Annotated in this window: 23 protein-coding genes; 19 read left to right on the top strand and 4 right to left on the bottom strand. The window is 49.6% G+C overall.

Annotated features, from left to right (window positions below):
* Nucleotides 1-22: 22 nt before the first annotated feature.
* Nucleotides 23-1,372 carry a UDP-N-acetylmuramate--L-alanine ligase gene (locus ACO064_RS15075; RefSeq protein WP_421828092.1) on the bottom strand — a complete coding sequence of 450 codons (1,350 nt, stop codon included), beginning with the start codon at nt 1,370-1,372 and terminating at the stop codon, nt 23-25.
* 329 nt (nt 1,373-1,701) lie between these two features.
* Between ACO064_RS15075 and ACO064_RS15080 the strand changes: the two genes are divergently transcribed.
* Together ACO064_RS15080 and ACO064_RS15085 are read left to right on the top strand one after the other, a co-directional pair.
* The gene (locus ACO064_RS15080; protein WP_421828093.1) at nt 1,702-3,192 is read left to right on the top strand and encodes an arginine decarboxylase; all 1,491 of its coding nucleotides are present in this window, start codon (nt 1,702-1,704) and stop codon (nt 3,190-3,192) included.
* A 68-nt stretch (nt 3,193-3,260) separates the two neighbouring features.
* Nucleotides 3,261-3,392 carry a hypothetical protein gene (locus ACO064_RS15085; RefSeq protein WP_421828094.1) on the top strand — a complete coding sequence of 44 codons (132 nt, stop codon included), beginning with the start codon at nt 3,261-3,263 and terminating at the stop codon, nt 3,390-3,392.
* On the opposite strand, the gene ACO064_RS15090 is transcribed toward ACO064_RS15085, so the two are convergent.
* Nucleotides 3,393-3,914, bottom strand: a complete 522-nt coding sequence (locus tag ACO064_RS15090; protein WP_421828095.1) for a D-glycero-alpha-D-manno-heptose-1,7-bisphosphate 7-phosphatase — start codon at nt 3,912-3,914, stop codon at nt 3,393-3,395.
* A 180-nt stretch (nt 3,915-4,094) separates the two neighbouring features.
* Between ACO064_RS15090 and ACO064_RS15095 the strand changes: the two genes are divergently transcribed.
* Nucleotides 4,095-5,198, top strand: coding sequence for an OmpA family protein (locus ACO064_RS15095; RefSeq protein ID WP_421828096.1), 1,104 nt, complete (start codon nt 4,095-4,097; stop codon nt 5,196-5,198).
* Between the two features lie 97 nt (nt 5,199-5,295).
* On the opposite strand, the gene ACO064_RS15100 is transcribed toward ACO064_RS15095, so the two are convergent.
* Nucleotides 5,296-7,971, bottom strand: a complete 2,676-nt coding sequence (locus ACO064_RS15100; protein ID WP_421828097.1) for a valine--tRNA ligase — start codon at nt 7,969-7,971, stop codon at nt 5,296-5,298.
* 215 nt (nt 7,972-8,186) lie between these two features.
* Between ACO064_RS15100 and ACO064_RS15105 the strand changes: the two genes are divergently transcribed.
* The 12 genes from ACO064_RS15105 to ACO064_RS15160 all read left to right on the top strand — a co-directional run bounded on the left by ACO064_RS15105 (nt 8,187) and on the right by ACO064_RS15160 (nt 17,758).
* Nucleotides 8,187-9,113 carry a DUF72 domain-containing protein gene (locus ACO064_RS15105; protein WP_421828098.1) on the top strand — a complete coding sequence of 309 codons (927 nt, stop codon included), beginning with the start codon at nt 8,187-8,189 and terminating at the stop codon, nt 9,111-9,113.
* A 147-nt stretch (nt 9,114-9,260) separates the two neighbouring features.
* Complete coding sequence (locus ACO064_RS15110) at nt 9,261-9,929, top strand: hypothetical protein (protein ID WP_421828099.1); 669 nt, start codon at nt 9,261-9,263, stop codon at nt 9,927-9,929.
* Between the two features lie 175 nt (nt 9,930-10,104).
* Nucleotides 10,105-10,692 (top strand): imidazole glycerol phosphate synthase subunit HisH, encoded by a 588-nt coding sequence (hisH, locus tag ACO064_RS15115; protein ID WP_421828100.1) that lies wholly within the window; start codon nt 10,105-10,107, stop codon nt 10,690-10,692.
* A gap of 62 nt (nt 10,693-10,754) precedes the next feature.
* Entirely contained in the window at nt 10,755-11,474 is a 720-nt protein-coding gene (gene hisA / locus ACO064_RS15120) for a 1-(5-phosphoribosyl)-5-[(5-phosphoribosylamino)methylideneamino]imidazole-4-carboxamide isomerase (protein ID WP_421828101.1), read from the top strand.
* A 101-nt stretch (nt 11,475-11,575) separates the two neighbouring features.
* Nucleotides 11,576-12,337, top strand: coding sequence for an imidazole glycerol phosphate synthase subunit HisF (gene hisF / locus ACO064_RS15125; protein WP_421828102.1), 762 nt, complete (start codon nt 11,576-11,578; stop codon nt 12,335-12,337).
* A gap of 4 nt (nt 12,338-12,341) precedes the next feature.
* Entirely contained in the window at nt 12,342-12,644 is a 303-nt protein-coding gene (locus ACO064_RS15130; RefSeq protein ID WP_421828103.1) for a DUF6922 domain-containing protein, read from the top strand.
* Entirely contained in the window at nt 12,599-13,213 is a 615-nt protein-coding gene (locus tag ACO064_RS15135) for a nucleotidyl transferase AbiEii/AbiGii toxin family protein (RefSeq protein ID WP_421828104.1), read from the top strand. Before ACO064_RS15130 ends, ACO064_RS15135 begins: the two co-directional genes overlap by 46 nt.
* A complete protein-coding gene (gene hisIE / locus ACO064_RS15140; RefSeq protein ID WP_421828105.1) occupies nt 13,206-13,820 on the top strand; it encodes a bifunctional phosphoribosyl-AMP cyclohydrolase/phosphoribosyl-ATP diphosphatase HisIE in 615 nt (204 codons plus the stop codon). Before ACO064_RS15135 ends, hisIE begins: the two co-directional genes overlap by 8 nt.
* A 97-nt stretch (nt 13,821-13,917) precedes the next feature.
* On the top strand, nt 13,918-14,253 hold the full coding sequence (locus tag ACO064_RS15145) for a phage holin family protein (RefSeq protein WP_114407755.1): 336 nt from the start codon (nt 13,918-13,920) through the stop codon (nt 14,251-14,253).
* A gap of 124 nt (nt 14,254-14,377) precedes the next feature.
* The gene (locus tag ACO064_RS15150; RefSeq protein WP_421828107.1) at nt 14,378-15,157 is read left to right on the top strand and encodes a hypothetical protein; all 780 of its coding nucleotides are present in this window, start codon (nt 14,378-14,380) and stop codon (nt 15,155-15,157) included.
* A 50-nt stretch (nt 15,158-15,207) separates the two neighbouring features.
* The gene (locus ACO064_RS15155) at nt 15,208-15,762 is read left to right on the top strand and encodes a TIGR00730 family Rossman fold protein (protein WP_421828108.1); all 555 of its coding nucleotides are present in this window, start codon (nt 15,208-15,210) and stop codon (nt 15,760-15,762) included.
* 469 nt (nt 15,763-16,231) lie between these two features.
* On the top strand, nt 16,232-17,758 hold the full coding sequence (locus ACO064_RS15160; protein ID WP_421831027.1) for an OmpA family protein: 1,527 nt from the start codon (nt 16,232-16,234) through the stop codon (nt 17,756-17,758).
* 7 nt (nt 17,759-17,765) lie between these two features.
* On the opposite strand, the gene ACO064_RS15165 is transcribed toward ACO064_RS15160, so the two are convergent.
* The gene (locus tag ACO064_RS15165) at nt 17,766-18,371 is read right to left on the bottom strand and encodes a DinB family protein (RefSeq protein ID WP_421828109.1); all 606 of its coding nucleotides are present in this window, start codon (nt 18,369-18,371) and stop codon (nt 17,766-17,768) included.
* Between the two features lie 220 nt (nt 18,372-18,591).
* On the opposite strand from ACO064_RS15165, the gene ACO064_RS15170 reads away from it, so the two are divergent.
* From ACO064_RS15170 to ACO064_RS15185, 4 genes are all read left to right on the top strand, one after another.
* Nucleotides 18,592-19,308 (top strand): hypothetical protein, encoded by a 717-nt coding sequence (locus tag ACO064_RS15170; RefSeq protein WP_421828111.1) that lies wholly within the window; start codon nt 18,592-18,594, stop codon nt 19,306-19,308.
* Between the two features lie 190 nt (nt 19,309-19,498).
* Nucleotides 19,499-21,070, top strand: a complete 1,572-nt coding sequence (locus ACO064_RS15175) for a hybrid sensor histidine kinase/response regulator (RefSeq protein WP_421828112.1) — start codon at nt 19,499-19,501, stop codon at nt 21,068-21,070.
* Between the two features lie 40 nt (nt 21,071-21,110).
* Complete coding sequence (locus ACO064_RS15180; RefSeq protein WP_421828113.1) at nt 21,111-24,716, top strand: response regulator; 3,606 nt, start codon at nt 21,111-21,113, stop codon at nt 24,714-24,716.
* A gap of 45 nt (nt 24,717-24,761) precedes the next feature.
* Nucleotides 24,762-25,127, top strand: a complete 366-nt coding sequence (locus ACO064_RS15185) for a response regulator (protein ID WP_421828114.1) — start codon at nt 24,762-24,764, stop codon at nt 25,125-25,127.
* The last annotated feature ends 3 nt before the right edge of the window (nt 25,128-25,130 follow it).

Here is a 25,130-nt window from a genome sequence, read left to right on the forward strand (position 1 = left end):
CTTTAATCCGCGTAATCTTAGTTCAAGACAGTTTCAGCCCGCCGAACGTTCCGGAACTCATAAACAGGTAAACCGTAGGTTGGTCGTTCGCCAGACTTTTCAGATAGTTTTCCAATTCTGCGGAATCCGTAAAGACCTGCAAATCGGGGCGGTCGAAAGCGGTTGCAATCTCGGCTGCGTCGATCGGGTCGAGGTGTTTGATTTCCAGCGTGTGCGGGCTGTAAAAAATGACGGCCACATCGGCTTTGTCCAACTTATCCCGGTATTGTTTCAGGAAGGTTTTGTTCAAACTGCTAAAGGTGTGCAACTCGACACAGGCGACCAGCCGCCGGTCGGGGAACTGCGCTTTCACAGCCGCCGTGGTGGCTTCCACTTTGGAAGGAGCGTGGGCAAAATCCCGGAAGACGAGGGTTGAGCCATTGTCTTTCACTTTCTCCAGCCGCTTGCTGGCACCTTTAAACGTCTGAATGGCCGCGTAGAACATTTCCTCCGTAATGGCGAGGTGGTCACAAATGGCCAGCGCACCGCTGATGTTCTTTAGATTATGTTCGCCAAAAACCAGAACCGGGATGTCGCCGTGTTGTTTGGAGACCAATACGGTTTTGCCGTTTTCGATCCGGTACGGATGCACGTCATACGGCTGGCGGGTCACATCTTCCCGTTCTTTCAGTGCAATAACATCCAGCATATCGTCCGTATCATCAAAAACGATGGTACCGGATTTCGACATGGCATCGGCCAGGAGTTCAAACTGGTGGACATATTGTTCATACGTCGGATACAGGTTGACATGGTCCCAGGCAATTCCGCTGATGAGAACCATGTGCGGGTGGTAATGCAAAAACTTCGGACGCGGGTCGATCGGGGAGGTGCCGTATTCATCCCCTTCGATAACAATAACGGGCGCGTCGGTGGTCAGTTTGACCATCGTCTCGAATCCTTCGATCTGTGCACCCACCAAATAGTCAAAATTCCGCTTATGATAGTGAAGTACATGCAGAATCATGGCCGTAATGGTGGTCTTGCCGTGGCTACCCGCGATAACGATACGCTGCTTGTTCTGGCTTTGCTGATACACAAATTCCGGGTACGAATAAACCGGCAGCTTTAGTTCCTGCGCTTTTTGCAATTCCGGGTTGTCGGCGCGGGCGTGCATGCCCAGAATGACGGCATCCAGTCCGCTGTGAATGGCATCGGGATTCCAGCCGATTTGCGCGGGCAGCAAACCGTACTGATCAAGCCGTGCGTGGGAGGGTTCGTGAATTTCATCGTCGGAGCCGGTAATCTGGTGTCCCTGTTTGTGCAGCGCAATCGCGAGATTGTGCATGACGCTGCCGCCGATGGAAATAAAATGAATGGTCAATGGCTTCATTCTGTCGAATATGTGGCGCTAAAAATACAAGTTCTTTTCATTTGAAACCGAAAAGTTGACGAGATGGCTGAAAAACCGTTCGTTCTTTTAGCGACCCTGACACAACGCCGTAAAATTTAACATAAACTCCCGAATCAAAACCCCCGTTTTTTCGTTTTTAGTACTGCGAGTAGACATCCACGCAGCAGCTTGACAATCAGGCGCGCAGTCTGTGTTACATTTTGTTTTTGTAAACCGGTTCCTGCCCCATTGCAAAGCTGCTCTTTTTATGCCATTTTCGCAGTCTTTTTTCGAAACCAACAAAACTCTTTTATGCTTCTGCCGAAAGGATGAAAAGCTACAACGACCTGATCGAACAGACCTTTGAATTCCCGACTCTCGAATTCAAAGTTGAGAACAATCATCTGCTGTTCAACAACGTTCCTTTGATGGAAATTATCAAGCAGTATGGAACACCGCTTAAACTGACTTACTTACCCAAAATTACCGAGCACATTGAACACGCCCGCATGTTGTTCAAGAATGCCATGAAGCGGTATAATTACAAGGGAACGTATACCTACTGTTACTGCACGAAGTCGTCGCATTTTCGTTTTGTGCTCGAAGAAGCCTTAAAAAACAAGATCCATTTAGAAACCTCATCGGCTTTCGATATTCCGATTATCCGGGAATTGCACAAAGACGGAAAGGTGGACAAGAATACATTTATCATTTGTAACGGTTACAAAAGACCGTTGTATACGCAGTACATCAGCGAATTGATTAATGAAGGTTACAACGTTGTTCCGGTGTTGGATAACCTGAAAGAAATAGAAGCCTACGAAGATGCGGTGACGGCCGAAACGGTCAATCTGGGCATCCGGATTGCCACCGATGAAGAGCCAAACTTTGCTTTTTATACCTCCCGGCTCGGCATTCGCTACAGCGACATCAATGAACTCTACCGCTCGAAGATTCAAAACAGCGGAAAGTTCAAACTAAAAATGCTGCACTTTTTCATCAATACCGGGATTAAGGACAGTGCCTATTACTGGAGTGAACTCAGCCGGTTTATGTATAAATACTGCGAACTGAGCAAAATCTGTCCCGATCTCGATTCCATCGATATTGGCGGGGGTATGCCGATTCAGACCTCGTTTCAGTTTACGTACGACTACCAGGCGATGGTCGATCAGATCGTGGAAAGCATTCAGTGGATTTGCAATAAAAGCAATGTTCCCGTGCCGCACATCTTCACGGAGTTCGGCAGTTATACGGTAGGAGAGAGTGGCGCCGTTATATACAAAGTGATCGACCAGAAATTGCAGAACGATAAGGAGTTGTGGTACATGATCGATGGTTCGTTCATTACACAATTGCCCGATTCGTGGGGTTTGGGACAGAAATACATCATGCTGTCGGTCAATAACTGGGATAATCCCTATCAGAAAGTCAATCTGGGCGGTTTGACCTGCGACTCGCACGATTTTTACAATACGGAAGCCCACAGCGCCGATTTGTACCTGCCTATTTTTGAACGGGATACGGAAGACCAGTACATCGGGTTTTTCCACACGGGTGCGTATCAGGAGTCGTTGGGCGGTTACGGTGGCATTCAGCATTGCCTGATTCCGGCACCGCAGCACGTGATCGTGGACCGGGACAGTGAAGGCAATCTGACCACGCGGCTTTTTGCACCCGAACAGGATAGCGAAGTAATGCTGAAAATTCTGGGTTTCAAACAAACCGCCACGCCGGTGACGCTTGAGATCGAAGCCGCTAAAGCAGCGGACGAAGAACTGGAACAGCCGGTTGAAGAATTAGAAAAACAGGAAAATTAAAGTAGCACAGTTTTTGCCCTGTCCACAAAAGCCACCCGGTTTTTGTGGACAGAAAAAATTAACCAGCAATGAAAAAGATCAGCATGATTCTGGGTCTGATGGCCCTTGTATCGCTCAGTTCGTGTGCACGCAGAGCGTGTCCGGCTTATGACAGCCATTTGCAACAGAAGCAACCGGTTTCGACCGAACAACTCGCTTAATCAGCAGGCAGCGTTAACCACCATTTTTGACGCTTCCAGCAGATTGGGAGCCTGTTGGTCGCCAAAGGGGCGCTCCGGCATTTCGTGCGTAATATGCAGCGTCCGGACACCGACCCGCTGACCGGCCTGTATGTCACGGGGTGCGTCGCCAATCATCCAGGATTGGCTGACGTCGATATTGTATTTGGCAATGGCTTTTTCCAGCATCAACGAATCGGGCTTCCGCAACAGCGACTGCGAATCGAAATCGGGGTGGTGCGGACAATAATAAATGTCGTCGATCAGGTTACCGCATTGATCCTGGAGGTACTGATGGCACTGCATGACATCGTTCCGCGAGTACAGACCACGGGCAATACCGGCCTGATTGGTAACGACAATTAGTAAATAACCGGCATTTTTCAGGAGTTGCAGGCCTTCAACAACTCCCGTCGGAATAATAAAATCTTCAATCCGGTAAACGTAGTCAGTCCGGTCTTCATTCAAAACGCCATCCCGGTCTAAAAAAATGCACTTGCTCATGTGTGTGGAATTGTGGGTTCCGATCGTAGTCCTATCAATATCGCCAATAATACACTATAAATAGTATTTTAAGCGAAACAACTAGAAATAAAAGAATAATTTTTCACTTTTTGTTAACAAAAAGTGAAAAAGACCGCGTTTAGTAAGAGCAGGTCTATACGTTACAACGGGCGAGAGGTGATGAACGACATGATAAAACGGAGCTTTTTGATTTTGTGGTTGCTCAGCCTGGGTTGGCTGTTGCCTGCTCAGGCTCAGAAAATCATTCAGCGTGATCTTAATCCTCCTCAACGAATGGTGGATGGCGGTGGGCAGGTGACAAAAGTGGAGTATACCAACCATAAAATGATTGTCTATTTTGTCTCTGACAATCAGATCAGGGCGCCCCGGCCCCGGTTGCAGTATGCACAAAGTTCTCAGACGGTATACGGACCGGGTCATCCCAATTCCTGGCGGCTTTACGATAAAAAGGGAAACCGTGAATACGCCCTGCTCTACGTTAAAAATATAAAGGCGGTTTTGGAAAATGGACAAATTGAAGAAGTTGCTATTTTAGACCAACCGGAAGCTGCCCAGTTTGATTTTGCGGTCAAGATATCCTGTGAAGCGCATTTTGAACGACCGGGCAAAGGGGTGCAGTTGGTTGATCTGGTTGAGGAAGATGTCCGGTTTTACAAGAGCCAAACCCGTTCACAACAACCTTACAATGTTTATGATTTGCGTATAATCGCCTACAAAGACGATCTGCGAAATGCAACGCCACCCGCTCGAAAACCGCCGGTAAAACCGAAACCCAAGGCAACAACGCCACCCGTTCAAAAACCGGCCCCGAAACCGGCTCTGAAGGATTCAGTTGTGGCCCAGACACCACCGAAAAAAGAGACACCCAAGCCGGCACCCGCCGAAAAAGTGGAAAATTTTGGATCAAAGGTTGAAGCGGGCCGGACCTACCGGTTGAATAACCTGCTGTTCAAGCAGTCGGCGTATGAAATCGAACCGGAATCGTATCCCGAATTGGATTCCCTTCTGTCCATCATGACGCGAAACCGTACGATGGAAATCGAACTGGCGGGTCATACCGACAATGTAGGCGATCCGAAATTGAACGTGGCTTTGTCGCAGAAACGCGTTGATGCCGTTAAAAGTTATCTGACCAACAAAGGCATTGCGCCATCGCGGATTCAAACCCAGGCGTATGGGGGCAGCAAACCGATTGCCGACAATTCGCGCGAGGAAACCAAGCGGCTGAACCGGCGGGTGGAGGTGAAAATATTAAGGGAATGAAAAATGTTAAATGATGAACGCTAAATGTAAAAGTTAGGAGGCTAAGCACTCGTTAACTTTTACATTTAGCGTTCATCATTTAACATTTGAAATTTCCTTACAATACCGCCAGATTTTCCTCCAGCGTTTTGATTTTCGCTTCGGCATCGGCGAGTTTCTGCCGTTCGCGGTCGATGACATCCGGTTTGGCATTGGCCACGAATTTCTCGTTTGAGAGCTTTTTCAGAACCGACTCCAGAAACCCTTTCGTATAAGCCAGCTCCTTTTCAATGTTCGCCCGTTCCTGCTCCACGTCAATTTCGCCCGCGATGTTGACAAAAAACTCGACGCTGCGGATCATGAACGAAAGGCCGTCGGCTTTTTCAGTCACGTAACTGATATCAGAAACCACCGCCAGCTTTCGAATCAAACCTTCCAAAGGTGTAAACCGGTTTTTATCGTCCGTTTTGATGGCTACGGGCAACTCAGTTTTTGGGTTGATCTGCTTGCTGTTGCGAACATTCCGAACGGTAGAAATGATCTCGAACAGCATGTCAAAATCGGCGAGCAGCGCTTTGTCGACGGTTCCAGCGGTTGGATACGTTGATACGCAAATGCTTTCGCCGGGCTGCCGTTCGCTAATTTCCTGCCAGATTTCCTCCGTAATGAACGGCATGAACGGATGCGCCAGCTTCATCAGCCGTTCGAAAAAGTCGATGGTCGCGTCGTACGTGACTTTGTCGATTGGCCGAACCTGATCCTGTTGCGCGTAGCCCGGTTTGATCATTTCGAGGTATTGGGAGCAAAAATCATCCCAGATCAGCTTATAAACCGTGTGCAGCGCATCCGACATGCGGTATTTGCTGAAATGGTCTTCCAGGTCGGTCAGCGTCTGATTCAGTTTCGATTCAAACCACAAAACCGCTAAGGGCGGCTCAACAACGCTCGTATCGTCGCTCACTTTCCAGCCTTTGACCAACCGAAACGCATTCCAGATTTTGTTGCAGAAATTCCGGCCCTGCTCCACCAGTTTCTCGTCATACAGCAAATCGTTGCCCGCTGGTGAACTGAACAACATGCCCGTCCGGACGCCATCGGCTCCGAATTGATCGATCAAATCCAGCGGATCGGGCGAGTTGCCGAGCGATTTCGACATTTTTCGCCCCTGCTTATCCCGAACGATTCCCGTCAGATACACATTTTTGAACGGTTCACGGCCCTGGTATTCATAGCCGGCGATGATCATCCGGGCCACCCAGAAAAACAGAATTTCGGGGGCCGTCACCAGATCGTTGGTCGGGTAATAATAATCGAGGTCGCCCGGTGCGGCTTTCGGGTCGTTGGGGTCGTACGAAGGCTTGAAAACCGCCATGGGCCAGAGCCACGACGAAAACCAGGTATCCAGCACATCCTCATCCTGCGTCAGATCCGCTTCACTCAACGCAAACAACTGGTATTTTTCGCGGGCAATCCGCAGGGCTTCCTGTTTGGTTTTCGCCACAATAATCCGCCCGTCCTTCATGTAAAATGCCGGAATCTGGTGGCCCCACCACAACTGGCGGCTGATGCACCAGTCGTGAACGTTCTCCATCCACGAACGGTACATGTTCTTGAACTTGGCCGGATGCAGTTGAATGGTATCATTCATGACATTTTCCAGTGCCGGTTTCGACAAGTCGCCCATTTTCAGGAACCACTGCAACGACAGTTTCGGCTCGATCACGGCATTGGTGCGCTCCGAAAAGCCAACGTTCGATTTGTAATCCTCCGCAACGACCAGATAACCCTTTTCGTCCAGCTCTTTGATGATCGCTTTCCGGGCGGCAAAGCGATCCACGCCGACGAAAATCTGCGCTTTTTCGTTCAACGTGCCGTCGTCGTTCAGAATGTCGATCACCGGGAGGTTGTGTTTTACGCCCAGTGCGTAGTCATTTGGATCGTGGGCGGGGGTCACTTTCAGACAGCCCGTACCAAAATCCATCGTTACATACTCATCCGTGATGATGGGAATGGCGCGGTTAATTAACGGAATAAGCACTTTTTTGCCGTGCAGATGCGTATACCGTTCATCGTTGGGATTGACGGCAATGGCCACATCAGCCATGATCGTTTCCGGGCGAACCGTCGCAATCGTTACGTAGTCTTTTTCGAGCGTCGATCCGGCACCGTCTGAATGGCTACCCTGAATTTCATACCGGATGTAGCACAGCTTCTGCTGCACTTCTTTGGTAATAACTTCCTCATCCGAAACCGCCGTTCGGCCCTGTGGGTCCCAGTTCACCATCCGGATGCCGCGGTAAATCTGGCCTTTGTTGTATAAATCGACGAACGTTTCGATTACGGCATCGTACAGCGCCGGTTCCATCGTAAACCGGGTCCGGTCCCAGTCGCAGGAAGCGCCGAGCTTGCGGAGCTGCGACAGGATGATACCGCCGTATTTATAAGTCCACTCCCAGGCATATTCCAGAAACTTTTCCCGGCCAATCGACAACTTGTCGATCCCGCGTTCCTTCAGCATGGCCACCACTTTCGCTTCGGTCGCAATCGACGCATGGTCCGTACCAGCAACCCAGCAGGCATTTTTGCCTTCCATCCGGGCTTTCCGCACCAGCACATCCTGAATCGTATTGTTCAGCATATGACCCATGTGCAACACCCCCGTTACGTTCGGGGGCGGAATGACGATGGTATACGGTTCGCGGTCGTCGGGCGTGGAATGAAAAAAGCGGTTTTCCAGCCAATACTGATACCACTTGGCCTCAATGTCTGTGGGATTATACGTCTTTGAAATCATGTTCTGTTTCTCTGCTAAACTCTGATGTTCTCTGCTTAACCGCCGGGCGGCCCCGTCTGTGAAATAACTTTTAAGCTGTTACACAGGGCTTATCAGAGAACATCAGAGGTAATCAGAGTTTATATTCGGTACAAAATTAGTCAATTCAGAACGGGCGCGAAAACGAAATACCGAGTTTGCTAGTTTTACGTTCAAACGACCCTCTCTTTACGCGCATGGACTTTGGAAAACTGCCCTCCGTCGATCAGGTCGACTTCACGCTGCCGCCCGATTCGCCGTTCAACCAGACGGTTTGGGACAAGGTCGAGCCGACGGCGGTTCCGGAAGTGTACATCGGTGGCCCGATCTGGGCGAATAAAAACTACGTGGGCCGGATTTATCCGTCTCAAACCAAAGAGAAAGATTTCCTGTACCATTATACCCGGCAGTTTAACACCATCGAACTGAACAGCACCCATTACCACAGTCCGACGCCGGGCATGATTGAAAAGTGGAAAACAGAAGCCGCCGGTTCGCCGATTCGGCCCCGGTTTGTGTATTGCCCCAAATTTCCGCAGGCCATCAGCCACGACCGCGCTTTGGTGGCGGCTGAATCGCTGACCGAAGCGTTTGTCAATGCGGTTTTGAGTCTGGAAGAATTTCTGGGAACGACGTTTCTGCAACTGCCGCCCACGTTTGGGCCGGACAAATGGCCGGTTCTGGAAACCTACCTGAAAAACCTGCCCGACGATCTGGAAGTGGCCGTCGAGTTCCGGCATCCCGACTGGTTTGCCAGGCCCGAAATCTGGCAGCGAACCCTCGAACGGCTGCACGTGCTCCACCGCGATCTGGTGATTACAGACGTAGCTGGTCGGCGCGATGTCATGCACATGAGCCTGACCAGCCCACGGCTGGTGCTGCGGTTTGTGGCCAACGAAGGCCATCCGACTGATTACGAACGCGCCGACGCCTGGGTGGACCGATTGAAAACATGGTTTCAAAACGGCCTGCAAACCGCCTACCTTTTCATTCACGGTGGGGGTGATAATGACACCGCGCCCGAACTGATTCGCTACTGGATTCGGAAACTCAATGCGGTTTGCGGACTGAATTTGCAGGAGCCAACCATCCGGCCGGAGGTTGTACAGGGAAGTTTGTTCTAGCCAATGAATTGATAATGAATGTTTCCAGTTGGCAAAAAACGACTTCGGGTAAAAAGTAAAGATCGGGAGGTTAATTAGACCTAAATTGACATATTTACAATTCGGATCATTGTATCAACTCCTAAACCAATCCGAATACTGTAAAGCGTGAAAAAAACACTACTTGTTATTATTTTGACCGGTTTTATCGGTGGATTCCGTAGTTATGCCCAGGATTGTATTCTGGGGTATCAGACTAAAATGGATCAGTTGCTGCCGCTCGCGGCAATTCAAAAGCATTATAAAGGCGATCTGTCGAAAGCGGAATTAAAATACCGAAAATCAGAGCCTAAATATGCCAAACGAGATACTTACGAATATGTCTGGAAAAGTGGCCGAACCCGGAAAATGACCGTTGCAGGGCGCGAAATGGAGGTTCCGGATCATAACCGAATCGGCCTGTGCTGGATCAACGAAGTAGATACCAAGCGTCATCCGGACCCGGTCAAGTATTTCAAAAGCTTTTATCGCACCGCAACTGAAGCTGAAAAGCAACAGATTGCAGCGTCGATTGATAAAAAACTGAAGGAGAGTGGAAAAACTACATCCGAACAGGCTGCGGGCAACGCGGTTGGGAATACCGTGCTGAGTTCGCAGGGCTACGAAACCATAACCGCCGTGGGTGATGCCGCAGCCTGGGATATAACGGGTAGCCAACTGGTCGTTCTGAAGGGCCGAACAACATTCAAGGTGATTTCTTCCGTTGGTACGGATGTAAAAGCCAATCAGGAACTGGCGAAAAAACTGGCTGGTGAAATTTTGGCAACCTGCCAGTAATTTTGAATTTAGAATCAGCCGGTTTACATTTGTCCCATGAATCCCGCAAAAACCGTTCGCAATCCTCATCATTCTGTCTGTTAGCACGGCAGAACGGATGCGTTTTTGGGGTTGAACAAGAAACAACGAATTCCCGATACCAAACCCGGTTCTGCCACGAGCCGGGTTTTTTGTTATGAAAACCGTCATTATCAAATACAACGCAGGCAACGTGCAGTCGGTCATGTACGCCCTGGAGCGCATCGGAGCCAGTTATTTGCTGACCGACGACGAAGCCGAAATTCGCTCGGCCGACAGGGTGATCTTTCCCGGCGTGGGGGAAGCCAGCACCGCCATGGCTTATTTGCGGCAACGTGGTTTGGATAAAGTCATTCCGTCGCTGAAACAGCCGGTTTTGGGAACCTGCGTGGGCATGCAACTGCTCTGCCGGTATTCCGAAGAGGGCAACACGACCTGCATGGGCGTTTTCGATGTCGATGTCCGGCGGTTTCCGGCAACACCCGGTTTTAAAGTGCCGCACACGGGCTGGAACAACCTGATCACGATGCAGGGGCCGCTGACCGCAGGATTGACGGAAAATCCGTATGTTTATTTTGTCCACAGCTATTGCGCTGACGTTTGCCCGGAAACCATCGCGGTCTGCGACTATGTTCGTCCGTTCAGCGCAATGTTGCACCGGGATAATTTTTATGCCGCCCAGTTTCACGCCGAAATCAGTGGAAACGTTGGTCAGCGAATTTTGGAGAATTTTTTGAAATTATAAAACAGGACGATTGACGATTGACAATGGTCAGCGGTCAATCGTCAATCGTCAATCGTCAGCGTATGCACATTATACCCGCCATCGACCTGATTGAAGGCAAAGCCGTCCGGCTGACGCAGGGCGACTACAACCAGAAAAAAGAATACAATGCCCGGCCCCTCGACGTGGCGCAGCAGTTTGAAGACGCCGGTTTGACCCGTTTGCATCTGGTCGATCTGGACGGCGCGAAGGAAAAACGCGTCGTCAACTGGAAAGTGCTGGAGCTGATTGCCGCCAAAACCCGCCTGCACATCGACTTCGGCGGTGGCGTGCAATCGGACGAGGATTTGCGGATGGTTTTTGAATGTGGTGCCAAACAGGTGACGGGCGGAAGCATTGCCGTGAAAAAACCGGATATCTTTGAAAAGTGGCTGTCGCAGTTTGGCCCGGAAACGATCATTCTGGGCGCGGATGCGAAGAATGAGAAAATTGCCGTCAGCGGCTGGGAAGAGGATACGCAGGTCTGGGTGTATGATTTTGTGGAAAAGTATGTGGAAAAAGGCGTTAAATACATCATCAGCACCGACGTGGCCAAGGACGGTTTGCTGGAAGGGCCTTCATTCGACCTCTACCGGAATTTGCAGGATCGTTTTCCCGATCTGAACATCATCGCCAGCGGTGGCGTCAGTGGTATGCAGGATCTGGAAGTGCTGGCCGACATGAATCTGTTCGGCGTCATCGTCGGCAAAGCGATTTACGAAGGGAGAGTTACCTTGAAGGAGTTATCGATGTTTTTAAAATGATTTATTACACAGGGTTGATCAGAGGAAATCAGAGTTTATCAAAGTGTTTCTCTGATAAACTCTGATTTCCTCTGATCAACCCTGTGTAACAACCCTCAATTATGCTCACAAAACGCATCATTCCCTGCCTCGACATCAAAGACGGGCGGACGGTGAAAGGAACCAATTTCGTCAACTTGCGCGACGCGGGCGACCCGGTGGAACTGGGCGCGATCTACGCCCGCGAAGGGGCCGACGAGCTGGTTTTCCTGGACATTACGGCCACGGTCGATGAACGGAAAACACTGATCGAGCTGGTTCGCAAGGTGGCGCATACCGTCAACATTCCATTTACGGTCGGGGGCGGTATTTCGTCTATTGCCGACGTTTCGGCCCTGCTCAACGCCGGAGCGGATAAAATTTCAATCAATTCGTCGGCGGTTCGGAATCCGGATCTGGTCGATGAACTGGCGCAAGAGTTTGGTAGTCAGTGTATTGTGGTTGCCATCGACACCCGGTTTGTGGATGGAGAGCACATTGTTCATACGCACGGGGGACGCCGACCAACAGAACTGCGAACCCTGGCCTGGGCGAAGGAAATCGAAAACCGGGGCGCGGGTGAAATCTTGCTGACGTCGATGGATACCGACGGAACCAAAGCCGGTTTTGCCATTGAGCTGACCGCGCAAATTTCGGGCGCAGCCAACATTCCCATCATTGCGTCGGGCGGAGCGGGCTCGATGGAGCATTTTGTGGAGGTGTTTACGACCGGCAAAGCCGATGCGGGCTTGGCGGCCAGTATTTTTCACTTTAAAGAAATTGAAATACTGGCTCTGAAACGGTTTCTGAGCCAGCAGGGAATTCCGATGCGAACGACAGCGTAAATCGATGAAAACGAGCTCTAAACCTAATCTTCGTCAAACCTTATTCTGGGATGTCGACTACGAAAAGATTCAGTGGAAGAAGAATTATCGATTTGTTATTGAGCGCGTTCTGGAGCGGGGGACATTTGAAGATTGGCAGGAAATCAAGCGATATTATGGCCTGGATAAAATCAAAGAAGCAGCTTTACAGGCGAGATGGTTAGATCAGACTACTTTGTCATTTTGTAGTGCCTATTTTAAAACGCCAGTTGACCAGTTCCGATGTTACACACTGCGGTTATCGAACCCGGCACCCTGGGTATTCTGAAATATATCTCCTCTCAGGATATATTTGAGTCATTCTGTTTGGTAGGAGGTACGGCACTAGCTTTGCAGATGGGTCACCGATTGTCGATTGACCTTGATTTTTTCTCACCGGAATCTTTCGATAAAGAATTGTTCAAAACCGAATTGAGTGAGTATGGTGACTGGATTACTTTTAGTGAAAACAAGATTGGACTTCGTGGACAGTTGAATAATGTCAAGGTCGATTTCGTAACCTACCGTTATCCTTTGTTAGAACCGGCAACTTCAGAAGACGGGATTCGGATGTTTTCAACAAAAGATATTGCTGCGATGAAACTTTCAGCAATTACTAACCGTGGTGCAAAAAAAGACTTTTACGACATTTACTTTCTGATGCGCCAATACGGACTTTCTCAACTTCTGGAGTGGTACCAGCAAAAATATCAAACCAACAATTTATTTATGGTATTGAAAAGCCTCACTTATTTCGATGATGCTGAACTGACGGAAACACCGGTTCTTTTACAGAAAAAAACAGGCTGGACAACGGTTAAGAAAACGATTCTTGAGGCCGTAACAAATTATGTCTGACTCGAACATGAACATTGACTTCTCCAAAAATACCGACGGCCTGATTCCGGCCGTCATTCAGGACGCCGAAACCGGGAAAGTGCTGATGCTGGGCTACATGAACGCGGAAGCCTACGAAAAAACCGTACGAGAAAACATCGTGACGTTTTACAGCCGCAGCAAGCAACGCTTGTGGACCAAGGGTGAAACGTCCAGTAACTTCCTGCACGTCAAAGAAATGCTGGTCGATTGTGATGGTGATACGCTGCTCATCAAAGTGCACCCCGCCGGGCCCACCTGCCACACCGGTGCCGACACGTGTTTTGATGAAGTAAATCAGGGGAAAGGATTATTCATCAACTACTTACAGCGGATTATCCGCGACCGCAAGGAAAATCCGACGGAAAAATCATATACCTCGTCACTTTTCAGGAAAGGCGTTAACAAAATCGCCCAGAAAGTGGGCGAGGAGGCCGTTGAGCTGGTGATTGAAGCCAAAGATGACAACGTCGACCTGTTTAAAGGCGAAGCCGCCGACCTGCTGTATCACTATTTAATCCTGCTCGAACAGAAAAATATTGACCTGGATGAGGTGATTGCGGTATTGCAGCAGCGACATACCAAATAATTTGGCAAACAATGGTTTAAAGTTTCCGGTTTGAAGATTGGAGTTGCTTATTTTTTCATACAACTTTAGACGTCAAACTTTAATCTTTAAACGCACTATGGGTCTTATCATACGTATTCTGATCAGCGCCGTCGCTGTTATTGTCGCCAGTTATGTCATTCCGGGGGTTGGTGTCGACGGTTTCGGCACGGCTTTGATTGTCGCCATTGTACTGGGTTTGCTCAATGCCTTTCTGAAGCCCATTCTGGTTTTTCTGACCATTCCCATTACGATCATCACGCTGGGGCTGTTTTATCTGGTCATCAACGTCTTGATGGTATACCTGACGGATTATCTGGTGGGCGGTTTTCAGGTTAGTGGATTCATCGCTGCGTTGTTGTTCAGTATTCTGGTATCCGTCGTAACCTGGCTGATCGACTCCATTGTCAGCTAATCCATCATTTCTGTGCTGAAAAAGTCAGGCTTTCGGGTCTGACTTTTTTGTTGCGAGACCGGCAAATGCATAACTTTTCTGAACCAGGTCAGTTGTTAGGATGAATCATTAGATTTGCAGCCCCATGAAAAAACTATTCTCAATACTCCTTGTCATTCAGGTCATTAGTATTCACCAGACCCGGGCGCAGTGCGATCCGGCCACGCCCCAGCAAAATGCCGCCTATGAAAAAGTGGTGAAAGAATTGCAAAACCAGTTCCGGAAAAACCCACCGGCGGGCAACTGGCAGGTGTTCGACGAACGGCATTCGCTCGGCAAACTGGAATTGAGTGACGAATACGGCAAGATTTTCCGCATCTGCGGGGATCGTTATGATCTGTCCTTCCTTCAGGCGTCGGCTGCCAGCCAGCAGAAGGCCCGCGCGGATAGTGCCAAAGCCATCGGCGATACCATCACGCAACAGCAACGGTCTTTTGTGATGAGCACGGATTCTATTTACAAAGAATCGGACCCGAACCGGACGACCGATCTGGCGCAATCGACGGTGGATATCAACGTTGAAATGAATGCCGGAAATTACCGGGTCGAAGAACCCATCAGCAACCGGTTTGCAGCTTCTTACAAAACCATTCCCGTCGACGGCGCCCCGTTGGCCCTCCAGATCATCCTGAAACCCAACGACGCCGGTATTGCTGCCCGGCCCGAAACCGTGGTGTTGCTTGGAAACTGGAAAAATAACCTTCAGAAAAACCCGCGCGGAGACAAGCTCTACCATTATTCCTACAAAAAAGGCGGTACGCTGATCGAAAACATGATCGTTACGATCAAAGCACCCCTCGATGTGGCCAGCGAAATTGTGAAGAAAATCGACTGGCGGGCGCTCAGCAACACTCTGACCAAATAGTTGCCCGAAAAGTAACGCGAAATCCCGTTTCACAATCGTATTTTTGTGGAATGAAAAGCATCGTCGTCTACTGCGGGTCGAACCCCGGATCGAATCCTGTCTATAAAGAAGTCGCCCGGGAATTGGGCCAGAAATTTGCGGAACGCGAAATCCGGCTCATCTATGGTGGCGGCAACATGGGCCTGATGGGCGCAGTTGCCGATGCCGTGATGACAAATGGTGGGCAGGTGACGGGCGTTATTCCTAATTTTCTGGCCGCGCTGGAAGTCGCTCACGAGACCTTGACCGAGTTACACTTCGTTGAAACGATGCACGAGCGGAAGTTCAAGATGGTGCAATTTGCCAAAGGGGTAATCGCACTGCCCGGTGGCTACGGCACGTTCGACGAGCTCTTCGAAATTCTGGCCTGGCGCCAGCTTCGACTCTACGAAGGCCCCGTTGGTGTTCTGAATGTCAACGGTTTTTACGATCTGCTTTTGCAGCAGATGGATCGCATGGTAAGTGATGGTTTCCTGAAAGCCGAAAACCGGGAATTACTTATCGTATCAGATTCGATCGATGAGTTGCTCATGAAGATTGAAGAATTCTGGGAACAGACGATTTAAATATCGTAATCGGTCGGCCTGGAGAATTGAACCAGTAGGAAAAAGGTGAAAGCTGCGATGAGTAACCAGCCTATTACCAGTCCCTTAATTAAGTAAATAAAACCAAATACCAGGCCCGTCACGCACAGCACCACATTGATCAGTAACCGCAATAGTTCACGCGGGGACGACACGGCATGGAATGGCGTAAGTTTCTTTTTTCTTCTTTTAAAGGGGTCCATCTCGGTAAATATAACTAGGAATATAAAGGTGAAAAAAATAGTTAATATAAACTGGATTTAGAAATCTATTTTTATAAATAATCCTAGCAAAAAGCAGGCCGATAAATGAATGTGGCATTTGATTTGACTTAAACAGACGGTAAACTAATCCTGATTGGTTCTTCGTTCTACTTATATTCACTTCTACACCGTAATCAATGAAATTTTGGAAACTCACGCTGATGGGGCTTTGGGGTATCACCATACCGATGGCTGTTGCGCAGCAGAATCCAGCCACAAAGGCGGAAAGCCTGGGGAACCAGGTCAATTCGGAATACAATGAGGTCAATCCAGTCATTTCTCCCGACGGCCGGACGTTGTTTTTTGCCCGAATCAGTCACCCTCAGAATACGCATGGTAACAAAGGCAGTCAGGACATCTGGTATTCCGAACTGGGTCAGGGCAATACGTGGGGACCAGCCAGGCGAATGGCTCCGCCCCTCAACAAGGATGAGTATAATTGCGCATACAGCATCACGCCCGACGGAAACACGATGTTGATCAAAGGTGCCTATACGAACGGCACCTACGAAACGCGCGGTTTTTCGACCAGCAAACGAACCGCCACGGGCTGGTCGGCTCCGCAAAAACTGACCATCCCCGGCTACGAAAAAATCAGTAAAGGTCAGTACGATTGTGGCTATCTTTCGGCCGATGGCAAAGTGCTGGTGATGGCGTTTAGTGAAAAGAAAAACAGCAAGGAAGATGACATTTACGTCAGTTTGCGGCAGAAAGACGGTTCGTGGAGCAAACCGATGAGTCTCGGCCCCGAAATCAATACGGACGGTACCGAAACCACGCCGTTTCTGGCGGCCGATGGAGCTACCCTGTATTTCTCCAGCGACCGGCCCGGTGGTTCGGGCAGTAACGACATTTACGTTGCCAAGCGTGTCGACAAAACCTGGAAACATTGGTCGAAGCCAGTCAATCTGGGTCCGACCATCAATACAGACGGCTATGATGCCTATTATTCGGTGGCGGCTTCGGGCGAATATGCCTACATGACGAGTTTCAAAAACACACTGGGCAAAGGCGACATTGTCCGGATCAAACTCATCGATACCACCAACCCGAACGATAAAACCGCCCCACCCGCGACCAGCCCCGATCCGGTGGCGCTGGTAAGCGGAAAAATAATTGACCAGAAAACCGGTAAACCCATCGAAGCCCGGGTAATTTACCAGACGCTGCCTGATGGCCTCGAAGCGGGGGAAGCGACGTCGGACCCGGTTACGGGCGAGTATAAAATCGTGCTGCCCTACGGCAAGCAGTACAGCATGAGGGCCGTTGCGCCCAGTTTTATTTCCGAAGGCGGTAATATTGACCTTCGGGAAACAAAGGGTTTCCAGGAAATAAAAGGCAAAGAGCTGACTCTGATTCCGATTGAGGTGGGTCGCGCCGTGCGGCTCAACAACATTTTCTTCGACGTCGGCAAAGCTGTGCTGCGCGACGAGTCGTTTCCGGAACTGGATCGGATGGTGGCCACTTTCAACGAGAACCCGAAAATGGTCATCGAAGTTGGCGGGCATACCGACAACACGGGTTCCAACGAAATCAACCTGAAACTCTCCCAGGACCGCGCGGATGCCGTCCGTGAGTACTTCATCGGCAAAGGCATCGAACCCGACCGCGTCGCCAGCAAAGGCTACGGCGAAGCCAAACCCGTGGCCGGCAACGACACCGACGAGGGCCGACAAACCAACCGGCGCGTGGAGTTCGTGATCAAGAAGAAATAACTTTTCATTATAACTTGCCCGGATAGCCCGGATGTGCTTTCACCTTTCGGATTTGCCGCAGATGGCGGTCGACGTGGCCCCACTGGTAAATGTAAACCTGGTGCATGTTGCGGGGTGAATTACCGGCGGCCGTGAATTCGAAATGAGCCCGCATGTCGGTTCTGGTCGTATCGGCATGCCCAATCGCCTGATCGCGAAGCCGTTTGAAGAAGGTCAGGTTGTCTTTTCCCCGAATAAAACCGGTTGGTTTGGCCATGTCCGGCGTTTTGTGCGGGGTGTCCTCCATGATGAAATTACTGTAATAGCTGTCGGGTCGGCTGGTCTGGTTGAGTTCGGGCTGTGGTTTGCTGCGGGCTCCGATGCTGATTTCCCGTGCCCAGATAATTTCCCAGAGTGCCAGATGCTCCACCACCTCGGCAATCGACCAGCGTTCGGGTGTTTCGTGAAAATGCCACTGGGCATCGGTCAGGTTTTCCGTTTCCCGGATCAGCTCATCGCGGGTTCGTTTCAGGTTTTCGACCGTATACTTCTGGTCGGCTGCGGTCCAGAGTCGGGATTGCGCCTGCGCTGAAACCGTTGCCAGGAAAAAGAGGAATGAGATCATTTGTTTCATGGTGTGACTGTCTGTTTTGGTTGACGGATCAAAACTAAGGCACGTTGAAACCGCGATATTGTAAAATTGCGACATTGTTCGGCAGCAGGAAGGCCGACACTGGCAAGTATTTGGTGGACCTAACCGTTCAGTCAAAACCGCCTGATTGATTGGTGAATACGATTTTAAAAACCGTATACTTACCGGCCTTTATCACTCAAATCCTTAACCAAATAGAGACATGGGACTTGCAGCACAATTTGAATCCATTATTGAGCGGCAGCTTAACGTGCATGCCGCGTGGGTGCCGATTACGACACCTTATAAGCTCGGTGATTATGGCCTGATTTCCGACGGAGTATTCCAGAAATTAGGCAATATCCAGGATGATTTCGATGTCACTTTCACGGAGGGAACCGGCCCGGAAGCCACCCTGAGTTTTGTGTCGGATAACACCACTGTGGTTGATGCCAGCACGGGAGCCGCCATCAACCTGAATCCGCAGGGTGAGCTTCAGGCGAATGTTACCTACAAATTTCACCAGGATAAATCCTTTCTGGTCAAAGCGCCCATCATTACGGTTTCGGTAATCGAAAACGTGAATCAGGTTGCGAAGCAACTCAAAAAAGCCGACGACTGGCGGAACAAGTTCAAAGTCGTATTCCAGGTGTTCGTTGCGCAAAATCCCCTGATTCTGTCGACCGTCGAAGGCGGAACGGAAGTGACGATTGGCGCGGAAGGCAGTGCGTTAAAAACCTTCAATGTCGGCAGTGCTTCCGTCGGTTTTAGTATGAAAACGACGAAGGAACTGGGCCTGAACATCAGCGGTAAAACCGGTGTGATCGCACTCGGGCTGTTTAAGCTGAACTTCTTCAGCGGCAATACCGAATTTATGAGCATCGGTGACGAAGGGAAGGTCGAGGACCTGAATGGGGCCACTTTGACCGACGATCTCTGAGCAGCAGGCAAACCAAACGCATAAACTGGCGGTGGGTAATGGATAAAGAATCGAAATGCCGATTTATTTATCCACTGCCCACCGCCAGATTTGGATGCACCCGTCTTGACGCCCTATCTTCACGTTTCCATTTAAGAGGAAACGGAAACACGTGAACGGCCTTTTTGTAGCCTGAAAACCTGCATGGTGTATGATTTTGATTGTTGATGACAGGCCGGAAAATATTTTACCCTTAAAGAAAATTCTTGAGTTGCACAGCTTTTCGGTCGATTCGGCCGAATCGGGTGAGGAAGCCCTGAAAAAAGTGCTGAAGACCAACTATGCCGTTATCATTCTGGATGTTCAAATGCCCGGAATGGATGGGTTTGAAGTGGCCAACGCCATTGCCGGTTTCAGCAAAGCGAAAGATACCTCCATTATCTTTCTTTCGGCGGTCAATACGGAGAAAAAATTCATTACCAAAGGCTATACCTCCGGCGGGGTCGACTACTTAACCAAACCGGTTGATCCGGATATTCTGGTTTTAAAAGTAAAAACCCTGCATCGGCTGTATAAACAACAGCAGGAGTTAAAAGAAACTCACAAATCGTTACAGAAAGAAATCGAAGTCCGAAAACAGGCGCAGGAAGAAATTGCCGGGCGTATGCAGGAACTGCAATCGGTTCTGGCTTCGCTGCCGCAAATGGCCTTTACGATTGCACCGGATGGCCGGATCGAATACGTCAACGAGCACTGGTTTCGCTATTCCGTCGATTCAACGACGTTTCCGCAAACTCATGCCGACGATGACGTTTGTAAGGAGTGGGAAAACTATTTTAAAAACGGGATTGAATTTACGCGTGAAATTCGCCTGAAGGAGTTGACAACGGACGATTACCGTTACCATTTGCTGCGCATATTACCCATCAAAAAGCAGGGAATAGCGGTGCGTTGGGTTGGCACGTTTACGGATATCCACCCGCAAAAACTGGCCGCTGATTTACTCGAACAAAAAGTAGAAGCGCGAACGAAAGAACTGCTGATTAAAAATCTGGAACTGGAAAGAAGCAACCACGAATTGCAGCAATTTACGTGGGTTGTTTCGCATGATTTAAAAGAACCGCTCCGGAAAATACAGATTCTGAACGATCTGATTAAAGAAAAATATTTAACCGGGAATGTTGAAGCAACGGCTTACCTCGACCGCTCCATTAATTCATCGGCGCGGATGTCGGCATTGATCAATGATTTGCTGGCCTATTCCCAACTATCAACGCCCGCCCTGTTTCAACCGACGGATCTGAACAGTTTACTGACAGAAATCCTGGCCGATTTTGAGGATGTCATCATCCGAAGCAAGGCCGTGATTACGGTCGATCCGCTGCCGGTTCTGGATACCATTCCGGGGCGGATTCGGCAGGTTTTTCAGAATCTGATCAGCAATGCGCTGAAGTTTTCCAAGAAAGAAATCGCTCCGGTCATTCACATTCAGGCAGAATTGATCGAAGAAAAAGAAATTGATAGCAAACCATCCCCTGAGGGTAATTTTTGCCGCATTGTGGTGAGTGACAATGGCATCGGTTTCGATGAGAAATTTATGGACCGTATTTTTGTGATTTTTCAACGATTAACCGACCGGGCCAGCTACGAGGGAACCGGTATTGGTCTGGCCATTGCCAAGAAAAATATGGATAAACACAATGGCCTCATCACGGCCCGAAGCCGGGTCAATGAAGGAAGCCAGTTTATTCTGATTCTGCCCGTCCATCAGGTTAACGAATAAGAAGACACGTCAGCCATAAGTTATTTTCAAGAGCATACCTATGCCGCAAACCCTTTCCAATTCCGTCATCCGACAATTACAGATTGTCTTTTCGATCTCGATCCTCTTGCTGCTGGTCAGCCTGGTGGCGTCGTTTTACAGCACCCAGAAATTGATCAGCAATTCCAAATTAGTCAATCACACCAATCAGATTCTGATCGAGTCCGAGAACATTATCTCGTACGTGAAAGATGCAGAAACCGGGCAGCGGGGCTATCTGCTAACCCGTGATCCTACGTTTTTAATGCCGTATAATGGTGCATACGAAAAAGTCGAAATAAGTTATAATACGATACGGGATCTGACCCGCGATAATCCGGCGCAGCAAAAAAGTTTATTGGAAACCAAGGCGTTATATGATGCTAAATTCGTCCAGATGCGCCGGGTTATTGAACTAAGTCGCCGGAACAAAGCATTTGTCAGTGATACGGTTTCGCGTCATGCGGAAATGGTTCGGGGGAAAAAAATAATGGACGATCTCCGGGCTTTGGTCAACCGGATCAAAACGGATGAAAACAACCTGCTCAACGAGCGTCTGGAGCAACAGCAAATTTACATTACCTATACGCCCTACTTACTGGTTGTGGCGGCTCTGGTGTCTATCCTGATCACAGCCAGCGCGTATATCCGGATAAAAAGGGATCTGGATATACGGATTGCCCAACAGATTCGGGCTGAAGAAAAATACCGGGAAACCGCCGAGCGCATTTCCGTCATGGAAGACATTACCTCCGACATTGCCGAAGGGAATTATGCGGCCCGAAGCCAGGATACCAAAGACGATGAACTGGGGCAAATTGCCAAAGCGCTCAATGTGATGGCCGAGTCGCTGGAAACAACGTTCACGGATCTAAAAAATAGAAACTGGCTGCAAGCGGGAACGGTTCAGTTAAACGAAGCCATTCGGGGCGAGCGCGATCTGGAAAAACTGGCGAACAACCTGATTGCCACGCTGACCAGCTACATCAACGCGCCCATTGGTACGGTGTATATTATCGATGACGACTCCAGTTTTAAACTGGCCGGAACGTTTGCGGCCACGCAGGCACCGGCTAGCGTCAGGATCGGGGAAGGGCTGATCGGCGAGGTGATTAAAAGCCGAAAACCGGTGATTATTCACGACCTGCCTCCACAGTATATCAGCGTCAGTTCATCGCTGGGAAACACGCCACCCGTTGCCCTGGTCATCGTTCCGCTGGTCTATGCCTACCGTTGTATCGGCGTGATTGAGATCGGGCTGTTGAAAAAACCGGATCCGCTGGAGGTCGAGTTTTTGGAAGCCAACCTGGAAACCATCGCCATTGGGGTGAATGCCGCGCTGGATTACGCGAAATTGCAGAACTTCCTGGAAGAAACGCAGGCCCAGTCGGAGGAATTGCAGGCCCAGCACAATGAACTGGAAAATGTCAACGCGGAGCTGGAAGCACAATCGCTGAAACTCCAGGCGTCGGAAGAGGAATTGCGGGTGCAGCAGGAAGAATTGCAGCAAACTAACGCCGAACTCGAAGAACGGAGCTTTCTGCTGGAAGAAAAGAACGAAGAAATCCAGCGAAAAGCCGAAGAACTGGAGTTGACGACGCGGTATAAGTCGGAGTTTCTGGCCAATATGTCGCACGAACTCCGTACGCCCCTCAACTCAATCCTGCTCCTGAGCCGGTTATTGGCCGAGAATAACGAGAAAAACCTGTCGGACGACCAGATCGATTACGCTAAAGTGATTCAGTCGTCCGGCAACGGCTTGCTGGGGCTGATCGATGAAATTCTGGACCTTTCCAAGATCGAAGCCGGTCAGATGAAGCTCGAATACCTGGACGTTTCGATTCCCGAAATAACCGATGAGCTTCAGGCAATGTTTGCCCCACTGGCGAAAGAGAAGGGCCTGGACTTTACCATTACCGTCGCGAATACGGTGCCTTCGGTCATTGAAACCGATAAAATGCGACTGGGTCAGATTCTGAAAAACCTGATTTCCAACGCGCTAAAATTCACTTCGAAAGGCGGTATTACACTGACCGTGAAACGTTTGAACCCGACGGATTCGACGCTCAGTTTTGTCGTGAAAGACACCGGGATTGGCATCCCGCCCGAAAAACAGCAGCTTATTTTTGAAGCGTTTCAGCAAGCCGATGGTTCCACCAAACGAAAGTACGGCGGAACCGGTTTGGGCCTGTCGATCAGCCGCGAACTGGCGAAATTGCTGGGTGGCGAAATTGTACTTTCCAGCAAAGTGAACGAGGGTAGTGAATTTGCCGTGAATATTCCCCTAACGGGCAAACCGTTGGATGAGGGGTCGGGAAGTTCGGCCCCGTATGTCAACCGCAGCCCGGAGCCGACGCCGGTCAAAGAAGCCGAACCGGCGAATAAATACCTCAGTACCACGATTCCGGAAAGCATCCCCGACGACCGCAACGCCATTACGGAGCGGGATAAAGTCATCCTGATTGTGGAAGACGACACGAACTTTGCCAAATCGCTGCTCGATTATGCCCGCCGGAAAGGGTATAAAGGCATCGTGGCTGTTCGGGGAGATGAAGGCCTGAAACTGGCCGGTATCTACAAACCGCTCGGTATTTTGCTGGATATTCAGTTGCCCATCCTGAGCGGCTGGCAGGTGATGGATGCGCTGAAAGCCGATCCGCAAACCCGGCACATTCCGGTTCACATCATGTCGTCACACAAATTAAAAAACGAAAGTTTGCTGAAAGGTGCCGTCGATTTTGTGGATAAACCAGTGGCATATGAGCAGATGCATGAAGTATTTAAAAAGATTGAATATGTATTGAACCGGACGAGTAAAAAGGTGCTGATTATTGAAGATAATCCCCGACATGCCAAGGCCCTGGCCTATTTTCTGGAAACCTTCAATATCCATTCGGAACTGAGAAGTAACGTTTCGGAAGGCGTCAATGCCTTGCAGATCGACGAAATTGACTGCGTAATTCTGGATATGGGCATTCCGGATGTAAAAGCATACGAAACGCTGGAAGAAGCCAAGAAAAATCCGGGTCTGGAAAACCTGCCGATCATCATCTTTACCGGCAAAAGCCTGTCGCTGGCCGAGGAGTTGAAAATCAAAAAATACGCCGACTCCATTATCATAAAAACCGCCCATTCGTACCAGCGGATGCTGGATGAGGTGTCGCTTTTTCTGCATTTAGTAGAAGACACGAAAAAAACGGATTCGGTACAGAGCGACTATAAAAAACTGGGAGCTTTGAGTCAGATCCTGGCCAACAAAACCGTACTGATTGCCGACGATGACGTGCGGAATATCTTCTCGCTTTCGAAGGCCCTGGAGAATTATAAAATGAATGTCATCACGGCGCTGGATGGGAAAGAAGCGTTTCAGAAATTGCAGGAAAATCCGGCAATTGATGTCGTTTTGCTGGATATGATGATGCCCCAAATGGATGGTTATGAAACCGCAAGAAAAATCCGGGAGAACTACCAGTGGAAGAACCTGCCGGTTATCGCCGTGACGGCCAAAGCCATGACCGGCGACCGCGAAAAGTGCATTCAGGCGGGGGCATCCGATTACATTACCAAGCCGGTGGACATCGACCAACTGATGTCGTTGCTACGGGTCTGGCTCTACGAACGTTCCTGAAACGGGCTTTTCACGGCACGAATAGAATTCAATAAAAAGGAGATCATGGGTAAGAAAAGGGTATTGATCATTGACGACGATTCACGGAATATTTTTGCCCTGAGCGCCACGTTACGGGCGAAAGCGTTCGATTGTGTTTCGTGTACGAATGCACAGGATGCCCTCGACCTCCTGAAAACCGACGAAGAGGTGGACGTGATTCTGATCGATATGATGATGCCGGAAATGGACGGCTACGAGGCCATTCCGCGCATCAAAAACATCGAAAAGAGAGCCAAAACGCCCATTTTTTCGGTGACGGCGCAGGCCATGGTGGGCGATCGGGAAAAATGCCTGCGGGCGGGTGCGACGGATTATATTTCGAAACCGGTGGATGTTGATCGGTTGTTGGAACTGCTGTCACGTGTTTAATCA

It is taken from the genome of Larkinella sp. (assembly GCF_965227735.1).
Taxonomy (GTDB): Bacteria; Bacteroidota; Bacteroidia; order Cytophagales; family Spirosomataceae; genus Larkinella.

What these genes read in the sequence shown, in the direction of transcription:
- hisIE (WP_421828105.1), top strand. Translation starts at nt 13,206, where the DNA reads ATGTCTGACTCGAACATGAACATTGACTTCTCCAAAAATACCGACGGC.
- hisH (WP_421828100.1), top strand. Translation starts at nt 10,105, where the DNA reads ATGAAAACCGTCATTATCAAATACAACGCAGGCAACGTGCAGTCGGTC.
- ACO064_RS15165 (WP_421828109.1), bottom strand. Translation starts at nt 18,371, where the DNA reads ATGAAACAAATGATCTCATTCCTCTTTTTCCTGGCAACGGTTTCAGCG.
- ACO064_RS15095 (WP_421828096.1), top strand. Translation starts at nt 4,095, where the DNA reads ATGAACGACATGATAAAACGGAGCTTTTTGATTTTGTGGTTGCTCAGC.
- ACO064_RS15085 (WP_421828094.1), top strand. Translation starts at nt 3,261, where the DNA reads ATGAAAAAGATCAGCATGATTCTGGGTCTGATGGCCCTTGTATCGCTC.
- ACO064_RS15090 (WP_421828095.1), bottom strand. Translation starts at nt 3,914, where the DNA reads ATGAGCAAGTGCATTTTTTTAGACCGGGATGGCGTTTTGAATGAAGAC.
- ACO064_RS15105 (WP_421828098.1), top strand. Translation starts at nt 8,187, where the DNA reads ATGGACTTTGGAAAACTGCCCTCCGTCGATCAGGTCGACTTCACGCTG.
- ACO064_RS15145 (WP_114407755.1), top strand. Translation starts at nt 13,918, where the DNA reads ATGGGTCTTATCATACGTATTCTGATCAGCGCCGTCGCTGTTATTGTC.
- ACO064_RS15175 (WP_421828112.1), top strand. Translation starts at nt 19,499, where the DNA reads ATGATTTTGATTGTTGATGACAGGCCGGAAAATATTTTACCCTTAAAG.
- ACO064_RS15170 (WP_421828111.1), top strand. Translation starts at nt 18,592, where the DNA reads ATGGGACTTGCAGCACAATTTGAATCCATTATTGAGCGGCAGCTTAAC.
- ACO064_RS15150 (WP_421828107.1), top strand. Translation starts at nt 14,378, where the DNA reads ATGAAAAAACTATTCTCAATACTCCTTGTCATTCAGGTCATTAGTATT.
- ACO064_RS15075 (WP_421828092.1), bottom strand. Translation starts at nt 1,372, where the DNA reads ATGAAGCCATTGACCATTCATTTTATTTCCATCGGCGGCAGCGTCATG.
- hisA (WP_421828101.1), top strand. Translation starts at nt 10,755, where the DNA reads ATGCACATTATACCCGCCATCGACCTGATTGAAGGCAAAGCCGTCCGG.
- ACO064_RS15100 (WP_421828097.1), bottom strand. Translation starts at nt 7,971, where the DNA reads ATGATTTCAAAGACGTATAATCCCACAGACATTGAGGCCAAGTGGTAT.
- ACO064_RS15180 (WP_421828113.1), top strand. Translation starts at nt 21,111, where the DNA reads ATGCCGCAAACCCTTTCCAATTCCGTCATCCGACAATTACAGATTGTC.
- hisF (WP_421828102.1), top strand. Translation starts at nt 11,576, where the DNA reads ATGCTCACAAAACGCATCATTCCCTGCCTCGACATCAAAGACGGGCGG.
- ACO064_RS15080 (WP_421828093.1), top strand. Translation starts at nt 1,702, where the DNA reads ATGAAAAGCTACAACGACCTGATCGAACAGACCTTTGAATTCCCGACT.
- ACO064_RS15135 (WP_421828104.1), top strand. Translation starts at nt 12,599, where the DNA reads ATGTTACACACTGCGGTTATCGAACCCGGCACCCTGGGTATTCTGAAA.
- ACO064_RS15185 (WP_421828114.1), top strand. Translation starts at nt 24,762, where the DNA reads ATGGGTAAGAAAAGGGTATTGATCATTGACGACGATTCACGGAATATT.
- ACO064_RS15160 (WP_421831027.1), top strand. Translation starts at nt 16,232, where the DNA reads ATGGCTGTTGCGCAGCAGAATCCAGCCACAAAGGCGGAAAGCCTGGGG.
- ACO064_RS15155 (WP_421828108.1), top strand. Translation starts at nt 15,208, where the DNA reads ATGAAAAGCATCGTCGTCTACTGCGGGTCGAACCCCGGATCGAATCCT.
- ACO064_RS15130 (WP_421828103.1), top strand. Translation starts at nt 12,342, where the DNA reads ATGAAAACGAGCTCTAAACCTAATCTTCGTCAAACCTTATTCTGGGAT.